General features: G+C 70.8%; 14 protein-coding genes. 7 read left to right on the top strand and 7 right to left on the bottom strand.

Annotated features, from left to right (window positions below):
- Positions 1-166: 166 nt before the first annotated feature.
- The 4 genes from NR798_RS20970 to mutL all read right to left on the bottom strand — a co-directional run bounded on the left by NR798_RS20970 (position 167) and on the right by mutL (position 4,145).
- On the bottom strand, positions 167-1,150 hold the full coding sequence (locus tag NR798_RS20970; protein WP_375773255.1) for a tol-pal system YbgF family protein: 984 nt from the start codon (positions 1,148-1,150) through the stop codon (positions 167-169).
- Positions 1,151-1,334: 184 nt separating this feature from the next.
- Positions 1,335-2,024, bottom strand: coding sequence for a hypothetical protein (locus NR798_RS20965; RefSeq protein ID WP_375773254.1), 690 nt, complete (start codon positions 2,022-2,024; stop codon positions 1,335-1,337).
- Between the two features lie 3 nt (positions 2,025-2,027).
- The gene (locus tag NR798_RS20960) at positions 2,028-2,183 is read right to left on the bottom strand and encodes a hypothetical protein (protein WP_375773253.1); all 156 of its coding nucleotides are present in this window, start codon (positions 2,181-2,183) and stop codon (positions 2,028-2,030) included.
- 72 nt (positions 2,184-2,255) lie between these two features.
- Positions 2,256-4,145: a DNA mismatch repair endonuclease MutL gene (mutL, locus tag NR798_RS20955; protein ID WP_375773252.1), complete on the bottom strand. Its 1,890-nt coding sequence runs from the start codon at positions 4,143-4,145 to the stop codon at positions 2,256-2,258.
- A 100-nt stretch (positions 4,146-4,245) separates the two neighbouring features.
- Between mutL and NR798_RS20950 the strand changes: the two genes are divergently transcribed.
- From NR798_RS20950 to NR798_RS20935, 4 genes are all read left to right on the top strand, one after another.
- Positions 4,246-5,208, top strand: a complete 963-nt coding sequence (locus tag NR798_RS20950) for an NAD-dependent epimerase/dehydratase family protein (RefSeq protein WP_375773251.1) — start codon at positions 4,246-4,248, stop codon at positions 5,206-5,208.
- Positions 5,209-5,210: 2 nt separating this feature from the next.
- Entirely contained in the window at positions 5,211-6,896 is a 1,686-nt protein-coding gene (locus NR798_RS20945; protein ID WP_375773250.1) for a 1-acyl-sn-glycerol-3-phosphate acyltransferase, read from the top strand.
- A gap of 218 nt (positions 6,897-7,114) precedes the next feature.
- On the top strand, positions 7,115-8,665 hold the full coding sequence (locus NR798_RS20940; protein WP_375773249.1) for a hypothetical protein: 1,551 nt from the start codon (positions 7,115-7,117) through the stop codon (positions 8,663-8,665).
- A 132-nt stretch (positions 8,666-8,797) separates the two neighbouring features.
- Positions 8,798-9,109, top strand: coding sequence for a hypothetical protein (locus NR798_RS20935; RefSeq protein ID WP_375773248.1), 312 nt, complete (start codon positions 8,798-8,800; stop codon positions 9,107-9,109).
- 46 nt (positions 9,110-9,155) lie between these two features.
- On the opposite strand, the gene NR798_RS20930 is transcribed toward NR798_RS20935, so the two are convergent.
- Both NR798_RS20930 and NR798_RS20925 read right to left on the bottom strand, forming a co-directional pair.
- On the bottom strand, positions 9,156-10,034 hold the full coding sequence (locus NR798_RS20930) for a diguanylate cyclase (protein WP_375773247.1): 879 nt from the start codon (positions 10,032-10,034) through the stop codon (positions 9,156-9,158).
- Positions 10,035-10,207: 173 nt separating this feature from the next.
- On the bottom strand, positions 10,208-12,829 hold the full coding sequence (locus tag NR798_RS20925) for a carboxypeptidase regulatory-like domain-containing protein (protein WP_375773246.1): 2,622 nt from the start codon (positions 12,827-12,829) through the stop codon (positions 10,208-10,210).
- Positions 12,830-13,024: 195 nt separating this feature from the next.
- Between NR798_RS20925 and NR798_RS20920 the strand changes: the two genes are divergently transcribed.
- Together NR798_RS20920 and NR798_RS20915 are read left to right on the top strand one after the other, a co-directional pair.
- The gene (locus tag NR798_RS20920) at positions 13,025-13,318 is read left to right on the top strand and encodes a DUF721 domain-containing protein (RefSeq protein WP_375773245.1); all 294 of its coding nucleotides are present in this window, start codon (positions 13,025-13,027) and stop codon (positions 13,316-13,318) included.
- A 2-nt stretch (positions 13,319-13,320) separates the two neighbouring features.
- A complete protein-coding gene (locus NR798_RS20915) occupies positions 13,321-14,829 on the top strand; it encodes a CAP domain-containing protein (RefSeq protein ID WP_375773244.1) in 1,509 nt (502 codons plus the stop codon).
- 54 nt (positions 14,830-14,883) lie between these two features.
- On the opposite strand, the gene NR798_RS20910 is transcribed toward NR798_RS20915, so the two are convergent.
- Positions 14,884-15,117, bottom strand: a complete 234-nt coding sequence (locus NR798_RS20910; protein WP_108076015.1) for a hypothetical protein — start codon at positions 15,115-15,117, stop codon at positions 14,884-14,886.
- 396 nt (positions 15,118-15,513) lie between these two features.
- On the opposite strand from NR798_RS20910, the gene NR798_RS20905 reads away from it, so the two are divergent.
- Entirely contained in the window at positions 15,514-17,664 is a 2,151-nt protein-coding gene (locus NR798_RS20905) for a transglycosylase SLT domain-containing protein (RefSeq protein ID WP_375773243.1), read from the top strand.
- Positions 17,665-17,733 lie beyond the last annotated feature (69 nt).

The following is a 17,733-nucleotide window of genomic DNA, read 5'->3' as shown; positions in this document are numbered from 1 at the left end:
CCGGGGTCGCAATGAGAAGAGCCGCGACGCTAGCTGGGATGAGCGGAGCACCGGTAGGGGGCCCCAAAACGAAGGGCCCGGGCTCCTCTCGGAACCCAGGCCCTCGGTGGGGACGACCCTCACCCCGACCCTCTCCCAGAGGGAGAGGGAGGGCGGTGTACCTGAACTATTGCGCCGGAGCAGGAGCGGGCGCGGGAGCCGCGGCGGGCTGGGCCGCCGGGGCCGCGGGCTGGGCCGCCGGAGCCGGAGCCGCCGCCGTGCCACCGGACATCAGCCGCCGCACCGTCGCCAGCCGGCCGCGGAACTGCGGGATGTACTCGCTGGCCGGGTGCTGCGTCACGCCGTCATTCACCATCTGCACGGCCTTCTCCAGCTGGTTCGTCTCCTGGAGGGACTGCGCCAGCAGCAGCATCGCGTAGTCGCGGTTCTTCGCCTTGCGGTCGCTCTCGATGTAGCGCGTCAGCTGCGGCACCGCCTGCTCGTGCTTCTTCTCCATGTTGTAGGCCACGCCCAGGAAGAACGCCGTCTCCTGCAGCTGGTCCGCCGGCGGGTTCATCGCCACGAAGCGCGAGATCTCATCGATGGCCGTCTTCATGTCGTTACGGCGGAAGGCCGCCTTGCCGCGCTCGAACGCCGAGTCGCCGATCTCCCGGCGCAGCTGCGCCGCCTTGTCGGCGAGCGCCCGCTGCTCCAGCTGCGTCAGCTTGGAGGTGTCCAGCTTCACCAGCTCGTCCACGCCCTTGAGGCGCTCGTCACCCGGCAGGTTCGTCATCAGCCGGAAGACCTCGGTCGCCTGGCGCTGGGCCGTCTGCGTCGCCGTCAGCTCCGTGCGCTGCTTGTCCAGCTGCGTCGTCAGCTCGGCCACCGTCTTCTCCAGCCGCTCGCGCTCGGCCGTCGCGCCGGAGCTCTTCGCCGAGCTCACCATCACCGCGCCCGCCACGCACAGCGCCGCGAAGATCGCGTACGCCACGCCCGAGGAGATCCACTGCCGCTTCTGGAGATCCTCATGGCGCTTGCCGATCGCCTTCACTTCCGCGTGAAGGTTCTTCAGCAGGCTGTCCGTCTTGATCACGAGGTTGCGGGCCTCGATGACCTCCTTACGGATCTCACTCAGTTCCTTGTTCTGCTCCGGCTTCGTCTCAGCAGCCATGGACATCTTCCTGTTGGGCCCGGAAATGATCTCGGCCTCTTCGCGCATCGTAGGGGCTCCGTCGGGCGGGATTGGTGACTTTTCACACCCGCTTCGTGGTGGTCGGCCCCGGAAACAGACCCCGCGCCCCGAAGAATTTCCGGTGCATTCTTCGAAGGCAGGGGGCCAGGCGAGCGGCACGCCGCTAGTGCGGAGAGGAGAACGGACGGATGGGATCGGACGCGAAGAAGTACGTCACCCCCAGCGCGAACCAGTTGCCTCCCGCGTTGTAGGAGCCCAGCCCCTTGAACTCGGGCTTGTTGTTGAAGACGCTCTGGCCCCGGGCGAAGGCCAGGCGGTACTCGGCGGTCAGTCCCCATTGGGACGACAAGCGGAAGGTCGCTCCCACGTTCCCCGCCCAGGCCTGCGTGAACAGCTCCCGCGAGCCCACTCCCTCGGCCGTCGAGTAGGCCAGCGTGGGGCCCGTCTGGAAGCCGATGAAGGGCACCACGCCCTCGGGCGTGAGGATGTCCAGCAGCGTCTGGAAGCGCAGGCCCACCAGCGCGCCGTAGGTGACGTTGGTGAGGGTGGGCGCCCCCGTCAGCCGCAGCTGCTCGCCGGTGGCGTAGAGATCGATCCCCAGCTCGATGAACTCCGTGACGGCGTACGCGAAGGAGCCCGCCAGGAAGGGGCCGCCCGGCGACTCGGGGGCCCGCTGCACGCCCTGGTAGGCGGGCAGCGCGTAGAAGCTGTCGTAGAAGGTGCCGTTGGAGGAGAGCCGCCAGCCGGCCTGGACGGACATGCGGCCCACCCCGTTGAGCGGGGAGAGCTCCTCGTCCTGGGCGGAGGCGCTCCCAGTGGCGAGCAGGACGGCGAGCAGGAGGAGACGGCGCATCGGTCAGGAGTCCTTCAGGCGCAGCGCGACTTCGAGAAAGGTGGTGCGGCGCCGGGACAGGGCGGCGAGCAGGCACCGCACGACACACAACGAGCCGAACTCCCGCCGGACCAGGCCCAGGTTGGCCATCACGTCCCGCAGGGTGATCACGCCGCGCATGCGCTCCTCCTCGCGTCAGTCCGCCCCGGTGCTACAGGCAGGGCGCGCACCGTAGCAGTGACGCTTGGAGGGTCAAATTTTCGGGTTGGGAGGCCGCAGCGCGCGCCGCTCCAGCTCCAGCAGCGGCACCTCGAGCACCACCACCGTGCCGTGGATGCAGGAGGGGTGGAAGTCGGCCGCGTCCAGCTCGCCGAGCAGCGCGCGGAGCTTGCCGTCCGAGAGCTGGCCCTCGGCATGGCGCGCGGCATGGCAGGCCAGCACCCGGAGGCCCTCGGCCAGCGTGGTGGCGTCCAGCGCCGAGCCGGGCGGCGGCAGGGCGCGCGCCAGGGCCTCCAGCAGCGCCCGGGCATCCGCGCCCACCAACGAGGGCGGCACCGCCTTGAGCGCCAGCGTCGTCCCGCCGAAGGGCTCCACCTCCAGCCCCAGCCGCGCGAGCGCCTCGCGCCCCTCCACCAGCGCCTTGGCCACCGCCACCGGCAGCTCCACCGTGGCGCCGAAGAGCGTGGGCACCGGCGCTTCCTCCCGCTCCACCGCCCGCTGGAAGCCCATCAGCCGCGCCCGCTCCAGCGCCGCGTGGGCGTCCAGCACCACCAGCGTGCCACCCGGCCCCTCGCACACGTGGAAGCGCTCGCCCAGCACGCCCATGGGCCGCAGCGCGCCGAAGTAGCCCGGCGGTGGCGCTTCGTTGAGCTGCGGCTGGGCCTGCCCGAAGGCGGGCGCGCGCCCCGGCAGCAGCGCGGAGACGGGCGCGAAGGCGGAGCCCGAAGGCCCCGGCATAGAGGCGAAGGGCGACGGGGCACCCGGCCCGGCGGACCCCGGCGCGGACGCATCCTGCGTACCCGGCAGCGGCAGCGGCGCGCCCCAGGTGGCCTCCTGCGCGCGGGTGAGGAAGCGCTCCACCGCCATGGCGTAGTGCGCGGCCTGCCGCGGCTGCTCGGGCCCCCCACCCTCCCCTTTGTTGCCCAGCCAGGGCGCGGCCCGCAGCGCCCGGGAGATGGCCGCGTGCACCGTGTCTCCCACGCCCTTGCCGTCCGCGAAGCGCACCTCCTGCTTCTGCGGGTGCACGTTCACGTCCACCGCCCGCGGGTCCACGTCGATGAAGAGCACCACCACCGGCTGGCGCCCCGCCGCGAGGAACTCCTGGAAGGCACGCTGGATGGCGCTGTTGAGGCCCCGATCCCGGATGTAGCGGCGGTTGACGAAGGTGTAGATGCCGCGCGCGTTGGGCAGCGTGTACTCGGGCGAGGCGATGTGCCCCGTCACGCTCACCCCCAGCCGCCGCTCCTCCACCGGCACCAGGTGCGGGTGCACCCCCGGCCCCAGCGCCGCGGCGATGCGCTCGCGCGGGTCTCCCGGGCTCGCCGGGCTGGTGAAGAGCTGCTGGCCCCCGTGCTCCACGAAGAAGGCCACGTCCGGGTGCGCCAGCGCCAGCCGGATGACCGCCTCCTCCGCGTGCTGCAGCTCCGTGGACTCGCGCCGCATGAACTTGCGCCGCGCCGGCGTGTTGTAGAACAGGTCCTCCACCGAGATGACCGTGCCCACCCGCGGCGGCGCCTCCTCCACCAGCGCCTCGCTCCCGCCCTCCACCACCACCTTCGTGCCCACCTGCGCCCCCGGCTCGGCCGTGTGCAGGGTGAAGCGCGACACCGAGGCGATGGCCGGCAGCGCCTCGCCCCGGAAGCCCTTGGTGTTGATGGTGAACAGATCGTCCAGCTCGCGCAGCTTGCTGGTGGCGTGACGCTCCAGGCACAGCCGCGCGTCCTCCATCCCCATGCCGTGCCCATCGTCGGAGATGGTGATGCGCCCCAGGCCCCCCTTCTCCAGCGCCACGCGCACGGTGCGGGAGCCCGCGTCGATGGAATTCTCCACCAGCTCCTTCACGACGGAGGCGGGGCGCTCCACCACCTCGCCGGCGGCGATCTTGTTGATGAGGACGTCACTGAGGCGGGCGATACGTGCCATGGGAGGTCATATGATGCGCAGGACCCGGGAAGTTGGCCAGCAATCCTGACGCGTCGCGGCTGACAACGGTGGGCTTCTGAGCTATCACGCCCACTCCCGTATGGAAGGAACTCAGGCGAGCAAGGGGGGACTTCGCGTCGCGGTGACAGGCGCTGCCGGCGATCTCGGCCAGCTGCTGCTGCCACTGCTGGAGCAAGACCCCGATGTGGAGAGCATCCTGGTCCTGGACGTGGCCAAGCCCGCCGGAGACAAGGTGGATTTCCATCGCGTGGACCTCACGCGGCACGACGCCGAGGGCGAGCTGTCCGACGCCCTCGCCGAGCTGCCCGTGGACGTCTTCTACCACCTGGCCTTCCTGCACGGGCCGGTGCGCGATGGTTCCCTGGCACATGAGCTCGAGGTCATCGGCACGATGAACGTGCTGAGCGCGGTGGGGCGCGCCCGGGTGCCGCGGTTGATCGTCCCCTCGCTGACGGCGCTCTACGGCGCGCGGGGCCAGCACCCCGCCCTGCTGGGCGAGGACACGCCGCTGTCGGGCTGCCCCGGCAGCCGCTACGTCACCGACAAGGTCGAGGTGGAGAAGCAGGTGCGCAGCTTCCGCGAGCGCCGCCCGGAGACGCGTGTCATCGTCCTGCGCTTCGCGCCGCTGTTCGGCCCGCGCATGGACAACCCGGCCACCCGGATGCTCGCGTACCGCCTGGTGCCCACGCTGCTCGGGTTCGATCCGCTCTGGCAGGCCCTCCACGAGGAGGACGCCGCCCGGGCGCTGTACCAGGCCCTCAGCGCCAATGCCGAGGGCGAGTTCAACATCGTCGGGCGCGGGGTGCTGCCCCTCTCCGGGCTCATCCGCCAGGCGGGCGGTCAGCCGCTCCCCCTTCCCGGACCGCTCTACCGTGCGGCCCTGAAGACGATGACCTCACTGGGGGGGCCGGGATTCCCCACCGCCCTGCTCGACTACATGCATTACGGATGGGTCGCCGACGGTGAGCGCGCGGAAGAGGAGCTCGGCTTCATTCCCATGTTCCACGCCCGGGACGCCGTGGCGGCGATGCGGAGGAGTTGATCATGGCCAAGGGTGTGCTCGGGAACGATCCCTTCCAGCGGGGCGCCGCACAGCGTCCCCCGGAGGCCAAGACGGCCGCCGCCGCCCCGGAGCCAAAGAAGGGCCAGGAGAAGGCCCAGGCCGCGCCGCCCTCCAAGAAGTCCGCTCCGGCCAGGGCCGCGAAGAAGGCGCCCGCTCCCGCTCCGAAGGCGAAGCCCGTGGTCGCGTCCAAGCCGGCCCCCAAGCCCGCTCCGGAGAAGACCGCCGCGCCGAAGCCCGCCGAGGGGGCGCGTGGGAAGAAGGCCGCCCCTCCCAAGGGGAAGGCCGCCAAGGCCCCCGCCGCGCCCCAGGCCGTGACGCCCCCGCGGGAGGTGCGCATGCCTCCCGAGGCCGTCGCCGCGGCTGCGGTGGGCACTCCGGTCCAGGCCGAGGCGCGCGCTCCCGTCGAGGAGCCGCGTGAGCCCGACGCTTCCGCCGGCCCCGGGTTGACCGAGGTGGAAGCGGAGCTGTTGGAACGGGCGGCGGAGGCCGTCTCGGCCGTGGAGGCCCTGCGAGAGCTGGAGCAAGCCATCGGCGAGCCGCTGCCCACCGGGCCGGTCGCCGTGCCCGGCTTCGAGGACACGGTGGAGGTGATGGAGACGACGGTGGCCGTCGAGGTGATCGACGCGAGCCAGGACGAGTACGCCCCGGACAGTGAGGAAGAGGCCGCGGAGGAGGCGCGCATCGAGGTGCAGGTGGAGGCCGCGCTGGCTCCCGTCCAGCCCGCCGTGAGCAGCACCGCCGATGCCTTCTTCACCTCCGAGTCTCCGGGAGCCGAGCCGCACCGGCTGGGAGATCGCTTCGCGGGGCTGCTGTCGCTGGCGAAGGAGGCCGCCTTCCAGGCGCTGGCCAGCGAGCGGTTCGGCAAGACGATGGTCTCGGCGCAGGGCCTGCTGAGCGCGGCGCTCACGGGCATTGGCATGGGCGGTGGCACGGCCATCGACGAGTACGGCAAGGACGCGGCGCTCGGCGGCGTGATGCAGCCGGTGCTGGACTTCTTCTACGAGCGCTACTGGCGCGTGTCGGTGCAGGGAGCCAGTCACGTGCCCGCGGGGCCGGTGCTGCTGGTGGCCAACCACTCGGGAGCGTTGCCCTTCGATGGGCCGGTGCTCCAGCAGGCGCTGTCGCGGGAGCGGCCCGATCTGCAGGAGGCGCGGTGGCTGGCGGAGGACCAGGTCTTCCACGCGCCGATGCTCGGCACGCTGATGAACCGGCTGGGCGCGGTGCGGGCCTGCCCGGAGAACGCGCTGCGGTTGCTGGACGAATTGCGCCCGGTCATCGTCTTCCCCGAGGGGATTCAGGGCCTGAGCAAGCCCTTCGCGCAGCGCTACCAGCTCAAGCGCTTCGGCCGGGGCGGCTTCGTGAAGCTGGCACTGCGCACGGGCGCGCCCATCGTCCCGGTGGCCATCGTGGGCGCCGAGGAGACGGCACCGCTGTTCGGCAAGCTTCCGGCCGGCTTCCTGGGGCTCCCCTACCTGCCGCTGACGCCGCCGCCGCTGCCAGCCCGGTGGACCATCCGCTTCGGAGATCCGATCGGCATGGGGGACCTGCCGCCCGAGGCCGCCGAGGACATGTCCCAGGTGCAGCGACTCACTGAGCGCACCCGCGAGTCCATCCAGGGCATGCTCCAGGCGCTCCTCAAGGAGCGCCGCTCCGTCTTCGCGGGGTGAGTCAACTCCACCGCTTTATCGGGGCGGGATTGACTGGCCAGAACTCATTCCTTGTAAAGGACTGAAACAGGCTGGCCAGCCACAAGCGTCTTCAAATCCTCGCGATTCGAAACAACGAATGCAGCTCGCCCTGGGCCAGGGCGGCAAGCTGCTGTTTCCGGCACCGGACGGGACGCTGCGCCCGGGCGCCTTCGCTTCCGTGGGCCTCGGAGTGGACCATGACCGCTGAGACGGCGCGCACCCGGGCGGCCTTGCTGCTTTGCGGCGTCCTGCTGGCCACGGGCTGCGCCACGGTGACGTCTCCAGCGGGGCGCGGCGCATTCCTGGAGAACACCCCGCGTGGTGTGCACGGCCCCTCATTGGCAGGTGAGCTGCGTGGCGACTCCCCAGCCGCGCCCACGGGCCAGAGCGAGCCGGCGCGGCTGCTCCGTCGCCGGGGTGAGCGCGCTCGGGGCACGGAGGTGGCCATGGTGAGCCCGGCGGAGATGGCCGTGCGCGCGGTGGCCAGCGGTGCGGTGCGGGTGGACGCCTTCGAGGACCTGCTGCTGCTCTCGGGTCTGGACAACTTCAACGACCCGCCCCCGCGAGGCGCGCCCCTTACGCCCCAGGAGGCGGCCCGGGTGCTGACGGTGCTGATGAACAAGCCCGTAACGCTGGGCTCCTTCCCGCCACGCATGGCCGCCTGCCACCTGCTGCGCGAGGTGCTGGAGGGAGGGCAAGTCTCCCGCGAGGAGTTGCTGCGCCGGGTGGAGCGCTTCAGGAGGGTGGCGGTGCTGCGGCCGGACGGCTACCTGGCGTGGACGCTCAACGGACGCACGCAGCAGAAGGTGGGCCCGGTGGAGTGGAAGGAGGATGCCTTCCGCGCGGGCTTCTTCGAGTTGGGTCGCTTCTACACCGTCAAGCAGTGGTCCTTCCGGCAGGCGGACGCGCAACTGAGCCCCATCATGGAAGGTCCACCCCTGGCCGAGGCGTACGACGATGCCGACGTCATCGGCCGCTCGCTGGATGGAGCCGAGGAAGCCTTCGTCGACCTGTACCACGCCATGGGGCAGTTGCTCTCCCAGCCCTGGGACAGCCTCATGGCGCTGCCGAAGGTGCCCGCAGGAGTCATGGCCCTGCTCGCCTCCTCGCCCGAGTACCTCGAGCGGTTGCGGTACATGACACGGGGCGAGCAGGTGAAGGCGCTCTCCTGGCTGACGACGAACCTCATCCTCGCCGTTGGTACGGCCGGGGGCACCGCCAGCACGGTGACGCGGACATTTGAGGGGTTGGAGGCCACCCTGCCCGTACTGTCTCTCTCGGCCGAGGGCCTGCTGGCGGTGAGGACGGTGGTGGTGTCAGCAGGCACGGTGACGACCACGCTGGAACTGGGTGTGGGCTCCATTTCCATCCTCCACATGGCCAATCAAGGACAGGGAGCGAATGGTGCGCACCCAGCCAGTTCCGCGAGGTCACCTAACAGGGCGGAGCCTCGGCTCGAAGATGGCAACCCTCAGGAGGGCTGGCAACATATCGAAGCAAGGCACATCACCGGCACTCATCCGATTGGTGCGGGTGACCTCTTCGCGCCGGGAACGTCTCGCGCGCAACTCCTGGAAGCCGCGAAGGACGTCGTCAAGAATGGAAACCGCATCTCGGAGCCCGGCAGGCGCATCCAGGTCTTCCAAATGAAGGTGAAGCTCAACGGTCTGAAAGACCTGGTGCGAGTCATCGTTGATTCGGACGACGCCAACCGGGTCATTACGATGTTTCCAGTCAGGGGTGGATAGATGTTCCAGTTCCAATGCGAGTGGGCCGATGCACCAAGGAACTCCACACGCTCGGGCTTTGACCTGGGACACATGACATTCGCGAGCGAAAAAGTCAGATGCAGCTCACGGGGCAGGGCGCCGGATCAAGCCATGATGCTCGCCATCGCGATCGTGGAGCTTCTCGATGGATTGCGTCGGTTCCTGCTGGAGAGGCGAAGCGACTACACATTCGTTGGAGCCGACTCTTCGTTCTCCGTGCGCTTCCAGAAGAAGGGAAAACGTATCGCCATTCAATGTGGAGCAAGCCTTCTCGGCGAGGTGGAGGCCAAGACACTGTGCCAGGCTGTTCTCTCCGGCGCTGAGACGTTCTTTCAGCAGCCGGAGAACAAGCTCCCTCGGAACGATCCAGCGCTTGAAGATCTCACGTCTGCCCTAGAAGAGTTCGCTCGCGCCTTTCGATGAGGGCCATTCGCGCCCCCCCAGCCCAGGAGCCGAAAGGACCTGGGCGTCACGCGCACACGCGGTTGCGGCCCGCAGCCTTCGCCTCGTACAGCTTCGCGTCCGCCGCCCGCTTCAGGTCCTCCAGGTCCCGGTGGTCCGCCGCCAGCACCGCCACTCCCAGCGAGATCGTCACCGGAATCACGTTCTTGTCGAACTCGAAGCGCTGCTTCTCCACCAGCCGCCTCGCCTTGTCCGCCAGCTGCACCGCCCCCGGCGCGTCGATCTCCGGCAGCAGCATCCCGAACTCCTCCCCGCCGTACCTCGCGAACACGTCCTCCCGCCGGATCCTCGTCTTCAGCGCCGATGCCAGCTGCTTCAGCACGTAGTCCCCCGCCAGGTGCCCGTACCGATCGTTCACCTGCTTGAAGTGGTCCACGTCGAACATCACCAGCGCCAGGCTCCGCTCGTACCTCCGCGACCTCGAGACCTCCCGCTCCAGCGCCTCCTCGAAATAGCGCCGGTTGTAGATCTGCGTCAGCCCGTCCATCGTCGTCAGCCGGTAGATCTCATCGTGGTACGCCGCCTCGATGTTCCCTCCCGCGATGAACTTGAAGATCGTCCGCCCGATCTTCACCAGATCCCCGTTGTGCAGCGCCTTCTCGCGATGCACCGGCTCGTCGTTCACGAACGTCCCGTTCGTCGACTCCAGATCCTTGATGAACACCCCACGCTTCGTGTTCGCGATGCAGGCGTGGTTGCGGCTGATGGACTCCTGGTCCACCTGGATCTCCGCCATCGAGGAGCGTCCAATCAGCGTCTCCTCCTTGCAGAGGTCGTACTTCCGGCCCAGCTCCAGGCCGTAGATGACCACCAGCGCGGCGTCTTGATCGACCGGCCGCTCCGAGATCTTCGAGATGACTGTGACGACCGTGTCGTTCTGCGCCATACCCGACAAGACGGTAGCACCCGGAAAACCTTCGAAGCCAGCGCCGGGGTCCAACCCGGGGCCCGGGCACCCTCACCCCGGGGGGCTTGCCCCCCCTTTGAACGACGGGGGGATCCTCTCCCAAAGGGAGAGGGGAAGTTGCTCGGGTGGTTCTCAACAATCGAGACAGGGGCTCAGTTGATCGTCAGGGTGCGATGGCTCGTGACCGGTGGGCTCAGCTCCACTCCCGCCGTGTCCACCAGCGTCGCGTTGAGCTGCACATCCGTCCCCGTGCACGTCCCGGGCAATGTCAGTTCCACCTCCCCGCGGCCCTCCACCACGTAGCCATTCACCGGCGATGCCTCGCAGCCCGCGCCTCCCGAGAACGTCAACCGCACGTAGCCCTCGTCCAAGGGGCCGCTGCCCACCCGGAAGCGCAGGACGCGCACCTTCACCTTCGAGCCTCGCGTCACGCTCTGGCCGTCCTCCGCCGGCGCCATCCACGTCACCAGCGGACGCCCGTAGTCCAGCGACGACCAGGCCACCGCGAGCTCTCCCAGGTGCTCCAGGTCCACCCCATCCGCCTCCACCAGCCCGTGCAGGTTCATCGCCGCCCCCGCCGACGTCCCCGTCCGGCGCACCACCAGCGCCTGCATCCCCATGGGCGAGCGCGAGCCCACCGTGTCCCCGTAGTACGTCCGATCCTCCAAGCCCCCGGGCGGCAGCGGCAGCCGCACGCCCGTCGAGGCCCTCGCCACGTCCATCAGCACCACCCAGCGGCGCTCCGCCTGGTTCGTGAACACCGCGCGCAGCACCGTCGCCGAGGGCAGCTCCGGCGCTCCGATGAAACGCAACTGCCTGCCCTCCAGCCCTCCCCCCGCCACCGGGTTGTAGTTGTAGCGCGCCCCCTCGGGCACCGGCAGGAAGGGCCCGCCCACCACCACCGGCGTGCCTCCCTTCGGATCGAACGGCAGCTTCTGCAGCGTCCGGTGGATGAGCACGCTGGAGGCCGCTCCCGCCGTCGCATCGCCGCTCGCCGCCGAGGACGAGGCCGTGACCATCAGCTCGTACGGGCTGCCCTCGAGCCCATGGTGCGCGGGCGCCATCCGCACGCTCACCAGTCCCGGCCCCGGCAGGCCCGCCTGCGTGTCCGTGGTGTGGTCCGCCGGGTTCGTGTTCACCCCCATGCCCAGGCCCAGCGGCACCACGCCGCGCCCCGGCACCCGCACCGCGCCCAGCACCGCCGCGCTGTCCATGTAACCCCGGTAGCTCGGCAGCGACGGCACCCGCACCGCGAACTGGAAGCCCAGCCCCATGCGCTGCTCCGCCTGGAAATCGTGGTCCACCACCGTGAAGTGCGCCTGGTCCCGGAAGTCCGGCGCGCCCGTCTCCGTCTCCGGCGTCTCCTTCAGCCGGAACTCCACGTCACGCACCACCGAGGAGCTGAAGGTGCGCAGCAGCGGAATCGTCTGCGCCAGCAGCTGCCCCACGTCCACCGAGCCCGACACCAGCGGCAGCGCGCTCAGCGGAATGTCCCCGCCCAGCGCCCACGCCGTCCTCGTGCCACACGCCCCCGCGGCCATCGCCGCCTCCGCGCTCGCGAAGTCCCCCGGCGCGCCGCACACGCCCGCCAGCCCCTGTGCCGACACGTCCGTCGCCTCCAGCGTGCTGCCCGGCAGCACCACGTACGCCCCCGCCGGCAGCGTCGCCTCGCGCGCCTGGCCTCCCATCGTGAACGCCACCCTCCGCACCGGCCCCGCCAGCAGCGACGCCGACACCTCCGTCACCGCGTCCGGCGCCGACAGCCCCGCCAGCCCCGCGTGCATGTCCTGGCTCGTCGACATGTTCCGGAAGGTGCCCTTGTACCCGCCGTACCGGTCCGCCGGGTTGCGCCGCAGCGGCAACGCCAGATCCATCGGGCCTCCCGCCCCCTCGTGCGCCACCGTCAGGTAGGCGAACTCCTCGTGGAACACGGAGACGCTCCCCGCCTCCTTCGGCGCCACCAGCGTCACCACGCCGCTCGCATCCGTCGTGGCCGAGGCCGTCACCGCTCCCTGCCCATCCGCCACCACCACCACCGCCCCCGAGATGGGACGGCCCGTCAGCTCGTCCTTCACCACCGCGCGCAGCTGCCCCGGCACCACCGCCGCCCCCAGCACCGATACGCGCGCCGTGCACGTGGCCCCGCCCACCCGCGCCTGTACCGACTCCCGCGCCCCTTCCGTCACCGCCGACAGCACGAAGGCGGACTCCACCGCCGTGCCCGCGCCCTCCACCGCCACGCTCCCGTCCAGCGCCGTCCACGCCGCGCCCGAGGGCACCACCACCGCCCGGCCCGCCGCGTCCATCGCCAGCACCGAGAAGCGCGCCACCGTCCCCTCCCGCCCCACCACGAAGTCCGGCGTCACCCGGCACGCCGTCACCGTGCTCGCCTCCGGCGCCGCTCCACACCGGCCGTTGCGGCACACCTGCCCCGCCCCCGCGCACTCCGCGTCCGCCGAGCACTGCGCCACCACGCACCGGCTGTTGTCGCACCGGCAGCCCAGCGCGTTGCCATCGCACTCGGCGATCCGGTACTCGCCCCGCTTCGCCGCCGTGCAGTCCTCCTGCGTCCGGCAGGCCGCCAGGCAGCGCGACGTCACCGTGTCACAGAAGAAGAGCCCTGGATCCGGGCAGTCCTGATCCACCTGGCACGCACCCGTGGGCGGCGTGTCCACCGGCTCATCCGGCAGGGGCGCGGGGACGTCGCAGGCACTCCAGAGACTCAAGAACGACAAGAGGACGGCGCATAGCGCCAGACGAAGGGGGGGGTTCATCGGCGGCTCCAGTCAGGGGTCAGGGAAGCGGCTCCCCCTGGCCCTGTCAAGCGGGGGCTTCGCCTCCTCCCAAGCCAGTTCCATGCCGGGCCCGGATTCCGAGAGGTTGCACGCCTCGATACCCCCCAACCCGCGACACCGCCGCCCTGCATTCCTCCGTTGGCATTCCCCACGCCCCGGCCGATGATTGGCCCCATGGCCCGGCGCGATCCGCAGACCCTCGACCAGCTCCTCCCCCGCGTCCTCGCCCGCCTGGCCGAACAGTCCGGGAAGGGCCGGGCCCTCGTCCCGGTTTGGAACGCCACCGTGGGCCCCCATATCTCCAAGCACACCCGGCCCCACACCCTCGAAGGAGGCACCCTCGTGGTCACCGTGGCCAGCGCCGAGTGGGCACACACCCTGTCGCGCCAGGAAGCCTCCCTGCGCGAGCAGCTCAACACCCGGCTGGGCGCCGGCGCCGTCACCACCCTCGTCTTCCGCCTCGCCTAGCGATGCTCGCCCTCGCCCTCGGCGTCCTGCTGGCCGCCTCCTCCACGCCCACCGACATGGAGCAGCAGGCCCTGCGCTACGTCCACCAGGAGTTCGAGCGCGTGGGCCGGCGCCACCCCCAGGCAGACCTCGCCCTCACCCAGGCCGCGCGCAGGCTCGCCCGCGAGGCCCTCGAGCACGGCCCCTCCCGCGCCATGGAGCTGCACACCCGCACCGAGGCCGTCAGCGCCGCGGGCGGCGCGGACACCGAAGCCCACTACTACGCCAGCGTCTCCATGCGCGACCACGCCGTGGACCTCCTGCGCGATCGCAAGGATCTCAACCAGGAGCCCGCCTCCCACCTGGGCGTGGGCGTGGCGGTGGACGGCGAGCGCGCCGCCCTCATCGTGCTGCTCACCCAGCGCAAGGCCACCCTCCAGCGCTTCCCCCGCACCTTCGAGCGGGCCGGCACCGGCCAAAGCCTGTGCGGCCAGCTCGAGAACCCGCTGCGCTGGGCCGAGGTCTACGTCACCTTCCCCGGCGGCCGCGTGGACCGCATCCCGCTCACCCGCGAGTCGGGCCCCGCCTTCTGCACCCGGCTGCTCTTGCCCACCGAGGGCCGCTACACCGTGGAGCTCATCGGCCACGGCGAGCGCGGGCCCGAAATGGCCGCCCTCTTCTTCGTGGACGTGGGGGCCTCGCCCCAGCGCGGCGAGCGCGAGCGCATCATCGAGCCCACCACCGTGGAGGACGCCCGCTCGGCGCTGCTCTCGCGCATCAACGGCCTGCGCCGCGCCAATGGCCTGCCGCAGCTCGTGCTCGACGACACCCTCACCCGCGTGGCCCAGGCCTACAGCGAGCGCATGGCCCGCGAGGGCTTCTTCGGCCACGTGGCCCCGGACGGCTCGGACCTGCGCGGCCGCAAGGCCTCCACCGCCTTCCAGTACCGCACCGTCAGCGAGAACATCGGCAAGGCCTCCGGTCCGCTCGCCGCCCACTTCGGCATCGAGCTCAGCCCCGGCCACCGCAAGAACCTGCTCGGCCCCCTGTTCACCCATGCCGGCATCGGCGTCGCCTTCCAGCAGGTGGAGGGGCGCAACCAGGTCCTCCTCACCGAGCTCTTCTCCTCCACCGACTCCCTGGAGTCCGCCGCCGTGCCAAGGGAGCCGCGCGAGGAGGCCTATGAGGCCCTCGCCACCCACCGCGCCTCGCACGGCCTGCCGCCGCTCAAGCGCAACCCCGTGCTGGAGCAGATCGCCCTGGACCACGCCCGGCGCGCACTCGAGCTGGACCAGCCCGAGGTGCAGCTGCCCGGCTCCAAGGTGCACGACCGCGTCACCTCCACCCTGGACACGGCGAAGAGCACCACGGTGGGCATGTATGTGAAGGAGAGCCCCGCGCTGCTCCCGGATTCCAAGGGGCTGGGAAACCCCCAGAACACCCAGGTCGGCGTGGGCGTCGTCCGCGGAGACTCACGGACCTACGGCCAGGGGCAATACTGGATGGTGGTCATCTACGCCGCCACCCGCTGAGCGGGGCTCCCGGCCAGCCGCCGGGAGCCCATCCGCACGTGACGGCTTGCCGCCTCAGATGGCGCGGCGCTGCGTGGCGTACGCCTCGATGCCCATCTGCGGCGGAGCCACTTGCTGGTTCATCGGGCACTTCACGCAGGTGAAGGACTGCCAGCCACGGCGCACCGCCTCGTCGAGGCAGTTGTCGTAGTAGTTGCAGTTGAGGTTGCGGTGCGTCTCGACACCGGCCCGCTTCGGGCCAGCCTCGGGGTTGATGGTCTGCGGCAGATCAGTCGGACACGGCTTCAGCATGGAACGGAGCCCTCCCTCGTAAGGCTGTTTCCCCCCCGAACGCATGGGGCCAAAAGCGGCCCGGAACGCGCGGTCACCTCATCGGCAACCTTCTAGGTTGTGCGCCAGCAACGGCCGCCCACCCTAAGAAGCGCCCCCTTTTGACGCAACGGGTCAGGACCGTTTACGCCAACTAACGCTCATTTCACGGATTCCGGCAGCCAATGAATTGACAGCTGACGAACATCCCGTCCTGTCGTTGCGGTGGCCGATCTAGGGCTTGTCGGCCCGGCTGTCAAACCGCACCCTGAGCAAGCGCTTTTTGACGTGGTGAGTGAATGTAGGGTGGGAATGGGTGTGAGAGGCCTGCTGTTCACCTCCCCTCGCTGGCGAGGGAGGCACAAGGAGATGCACATGCGGCGGTGGACCGGAGCAGGACTCCTCACGGTGGTGCTGAGCGCGGGAGGGGCCTGGGCCCAGTCTCCCGAGACACTGGAGGCGGTCCGGCTGCACCGTGCCGAGGCGCGGACCCTGGCCCGGCAGGACCTCCAGAGTTGTATGAGCCGCAAGTGCCCGGACGCGGGCCGCATCGCCCTGCTGGCCGGGACGCTCGCGCTGGCCGAGGGAGACGTGGCGGAGGCGCGCACGCTGCTGACGGGCGCGACGGTGGCCGAGCCGCTCCAGCCCTATCTGGCCTACTACCAGGGGCAGGCGCACTTCTACGCGGGAGACGCGGCGGCGGCGGCGGAGGCCTTCGCGCGGGCGGTGGAGAAGGCCTCTCCGGCGCTGACGTCCCGGGCTCGGGCCCGGCTGGGCGAGTCGCTGCTGGCCGCGGGCAAGGCGAAGGAGGCCGCGCCCGCGCTGGAAACGGCCGCCACCGAGGAGCCCTCGGCGGAGCTGCTCTACCAGCGCGCGCAGGCGCGGCGGGCCACGGGCAATGCAGCCGGCGAGCGGGAGGACCTGAAGGCGGTGGCGCTGCGCTACCCCGCGCACCCGTACGCGGACGAGGCGCTGGCGAAGCTGGGGGCGCAGAAGCCGGCGCTGAAGCTGACGCTCGCCGAGCACCTGCAGCGGGCGCGCGGGCTGCTGGACGCCGGTGAGGCGAAGCGCACACTGGAGGAGCTGGAGAAGGCCGAGGCGGCGAAGCTGGCGCGCACGAAGCAGGACAAGGCGCAGGTGGCGCTGGTGCGCGCCCAGGCCTTCTACGCCACGGGCAAGCGCGAGGAGGCGGAGCAGGCGCTGGCCGTGGCGCGCCAGGGGCCGTCCGCGGTGGCCGCCGAGGCCGCCTACGTCACCGCGCGCCGCGCTCTCAAGAGCGATGAGAACGCCAAGGCCCGCGAGCTGATGGCCGCCGTGGAGAAGACGTGGCCCAAGGAGAACGTGGCCGACGAGGCCGGCTTCTACGTGGGCTGGTTGGATTTGCAGGGCGGGCGCTTCGAGGAGGCGGTGAAGTCCTTCACGGCGTTCGACCAGCGGCACGCGGGCTCGCGCAAGCGGGACGAGGCGATGTGGTACCGGGCGCTGGCGCACATCCGGCTGGAGCAGTACGGCAAGGCGCGCGAGGTGCTGAACACGCTGGCGGACACCTTCTCGCGCAGCAGCCTGGTGCCGCAGGCGCGCTACTGGGCGGCACGCAGCCAGGAGCTGGAGGGCGCCAAGGCGGACGTCACCGGGCCCGCGTACGAGGCCGTCATCACCACCGCGCCCAACTCGTACTACGCGCTGCTGGCCACGGAGCGGCTGCGCGAGCTGGGCCGCCAGCCGCCCCCGGCCTTCCCCGAGACGCCCAAGCAGCTGGAGTCGGGCGAGGTGCCGCCGGAGCTGAAGCTGGCGGTGGCGCTCACCGGGGCGGGACTCTTCAGTGACGCGGCCGAGGAGGTGCAGGCGCGCACCTCGCGCATCCGCAACCAGGAGCAGGCGCTGGCCTTCGCGCACGCGCTGCTGCGGCTGGGCGAGTACGGGCACGCGCATGCGGTGGCGGCGCGCCACCTGTGGGGCCGGGCCTTCGGAGCGCGGGTGCCCGAGGCGCTCGCGGCCTTCTACCCGCGCGCCTTCGCCAACGCGGTGGAGAGCGAGGCGACGCGCTACCAGGTGAGCCCGTTCCTCGTGTGGGCCATCATGCGCCGCGAGAGCGCCTTCCGCCCCGAGGTGGCCAGCGCCGCCGACGCGCGCGGGCTGATGCAGGTGATTCCGCCCACGGCGCGGGCCATCGCGAAGAAGCTCTCGGAGCCGGAGCCGGCGCCCGCGGAGCTGTTCTCGCCCTCGCTGAGCATCCGGTACGGGGCGTGGTACCTGGCGCAGTTGATGAAGCGCTTCTCGCACCCGGCGCTCGCGGCGGCGGCCTACAACGCGGGCCCGGACGCGGCGGTGAAGTGGGTGAAGGAGAAGGGCGCGCTGCCGTTGGACTTGTTCGTCGAGGAGATTCCGTTCCGCGAGACGCGCGGGTACGTGAAGCAGGTGCTGGCGGACCTGTACCTCTACCAGTCCTTCTACGGGAAGGAGGCCGCGACGCAGCGGCTGTCCCTCACCGTCCCCTCCCCCGCCACCGAGGGCGTCAGCTTCTGAGAAGGTGAGCAGTTGAATCCCCTCCCTGTCCCCTCGGGAGGTTGAACCCTCTCGAATCCAGCATGGAAG

The sequence above is a fragment of the Archangium gephyra genome, assembly GCF_042230915.1.
Classification (GTDB): domain Bacteria; phylum Myxococcota; class Myxococcia; order Myxococcales; family Myxococcaceae; genus Archangium; species Archangium gephyra_B.
The sequence above is the reverse complement of the archived record's forward strand: the minus strand, read 5'-3'. Positions and strand labels throughout refer to the sequence as shown.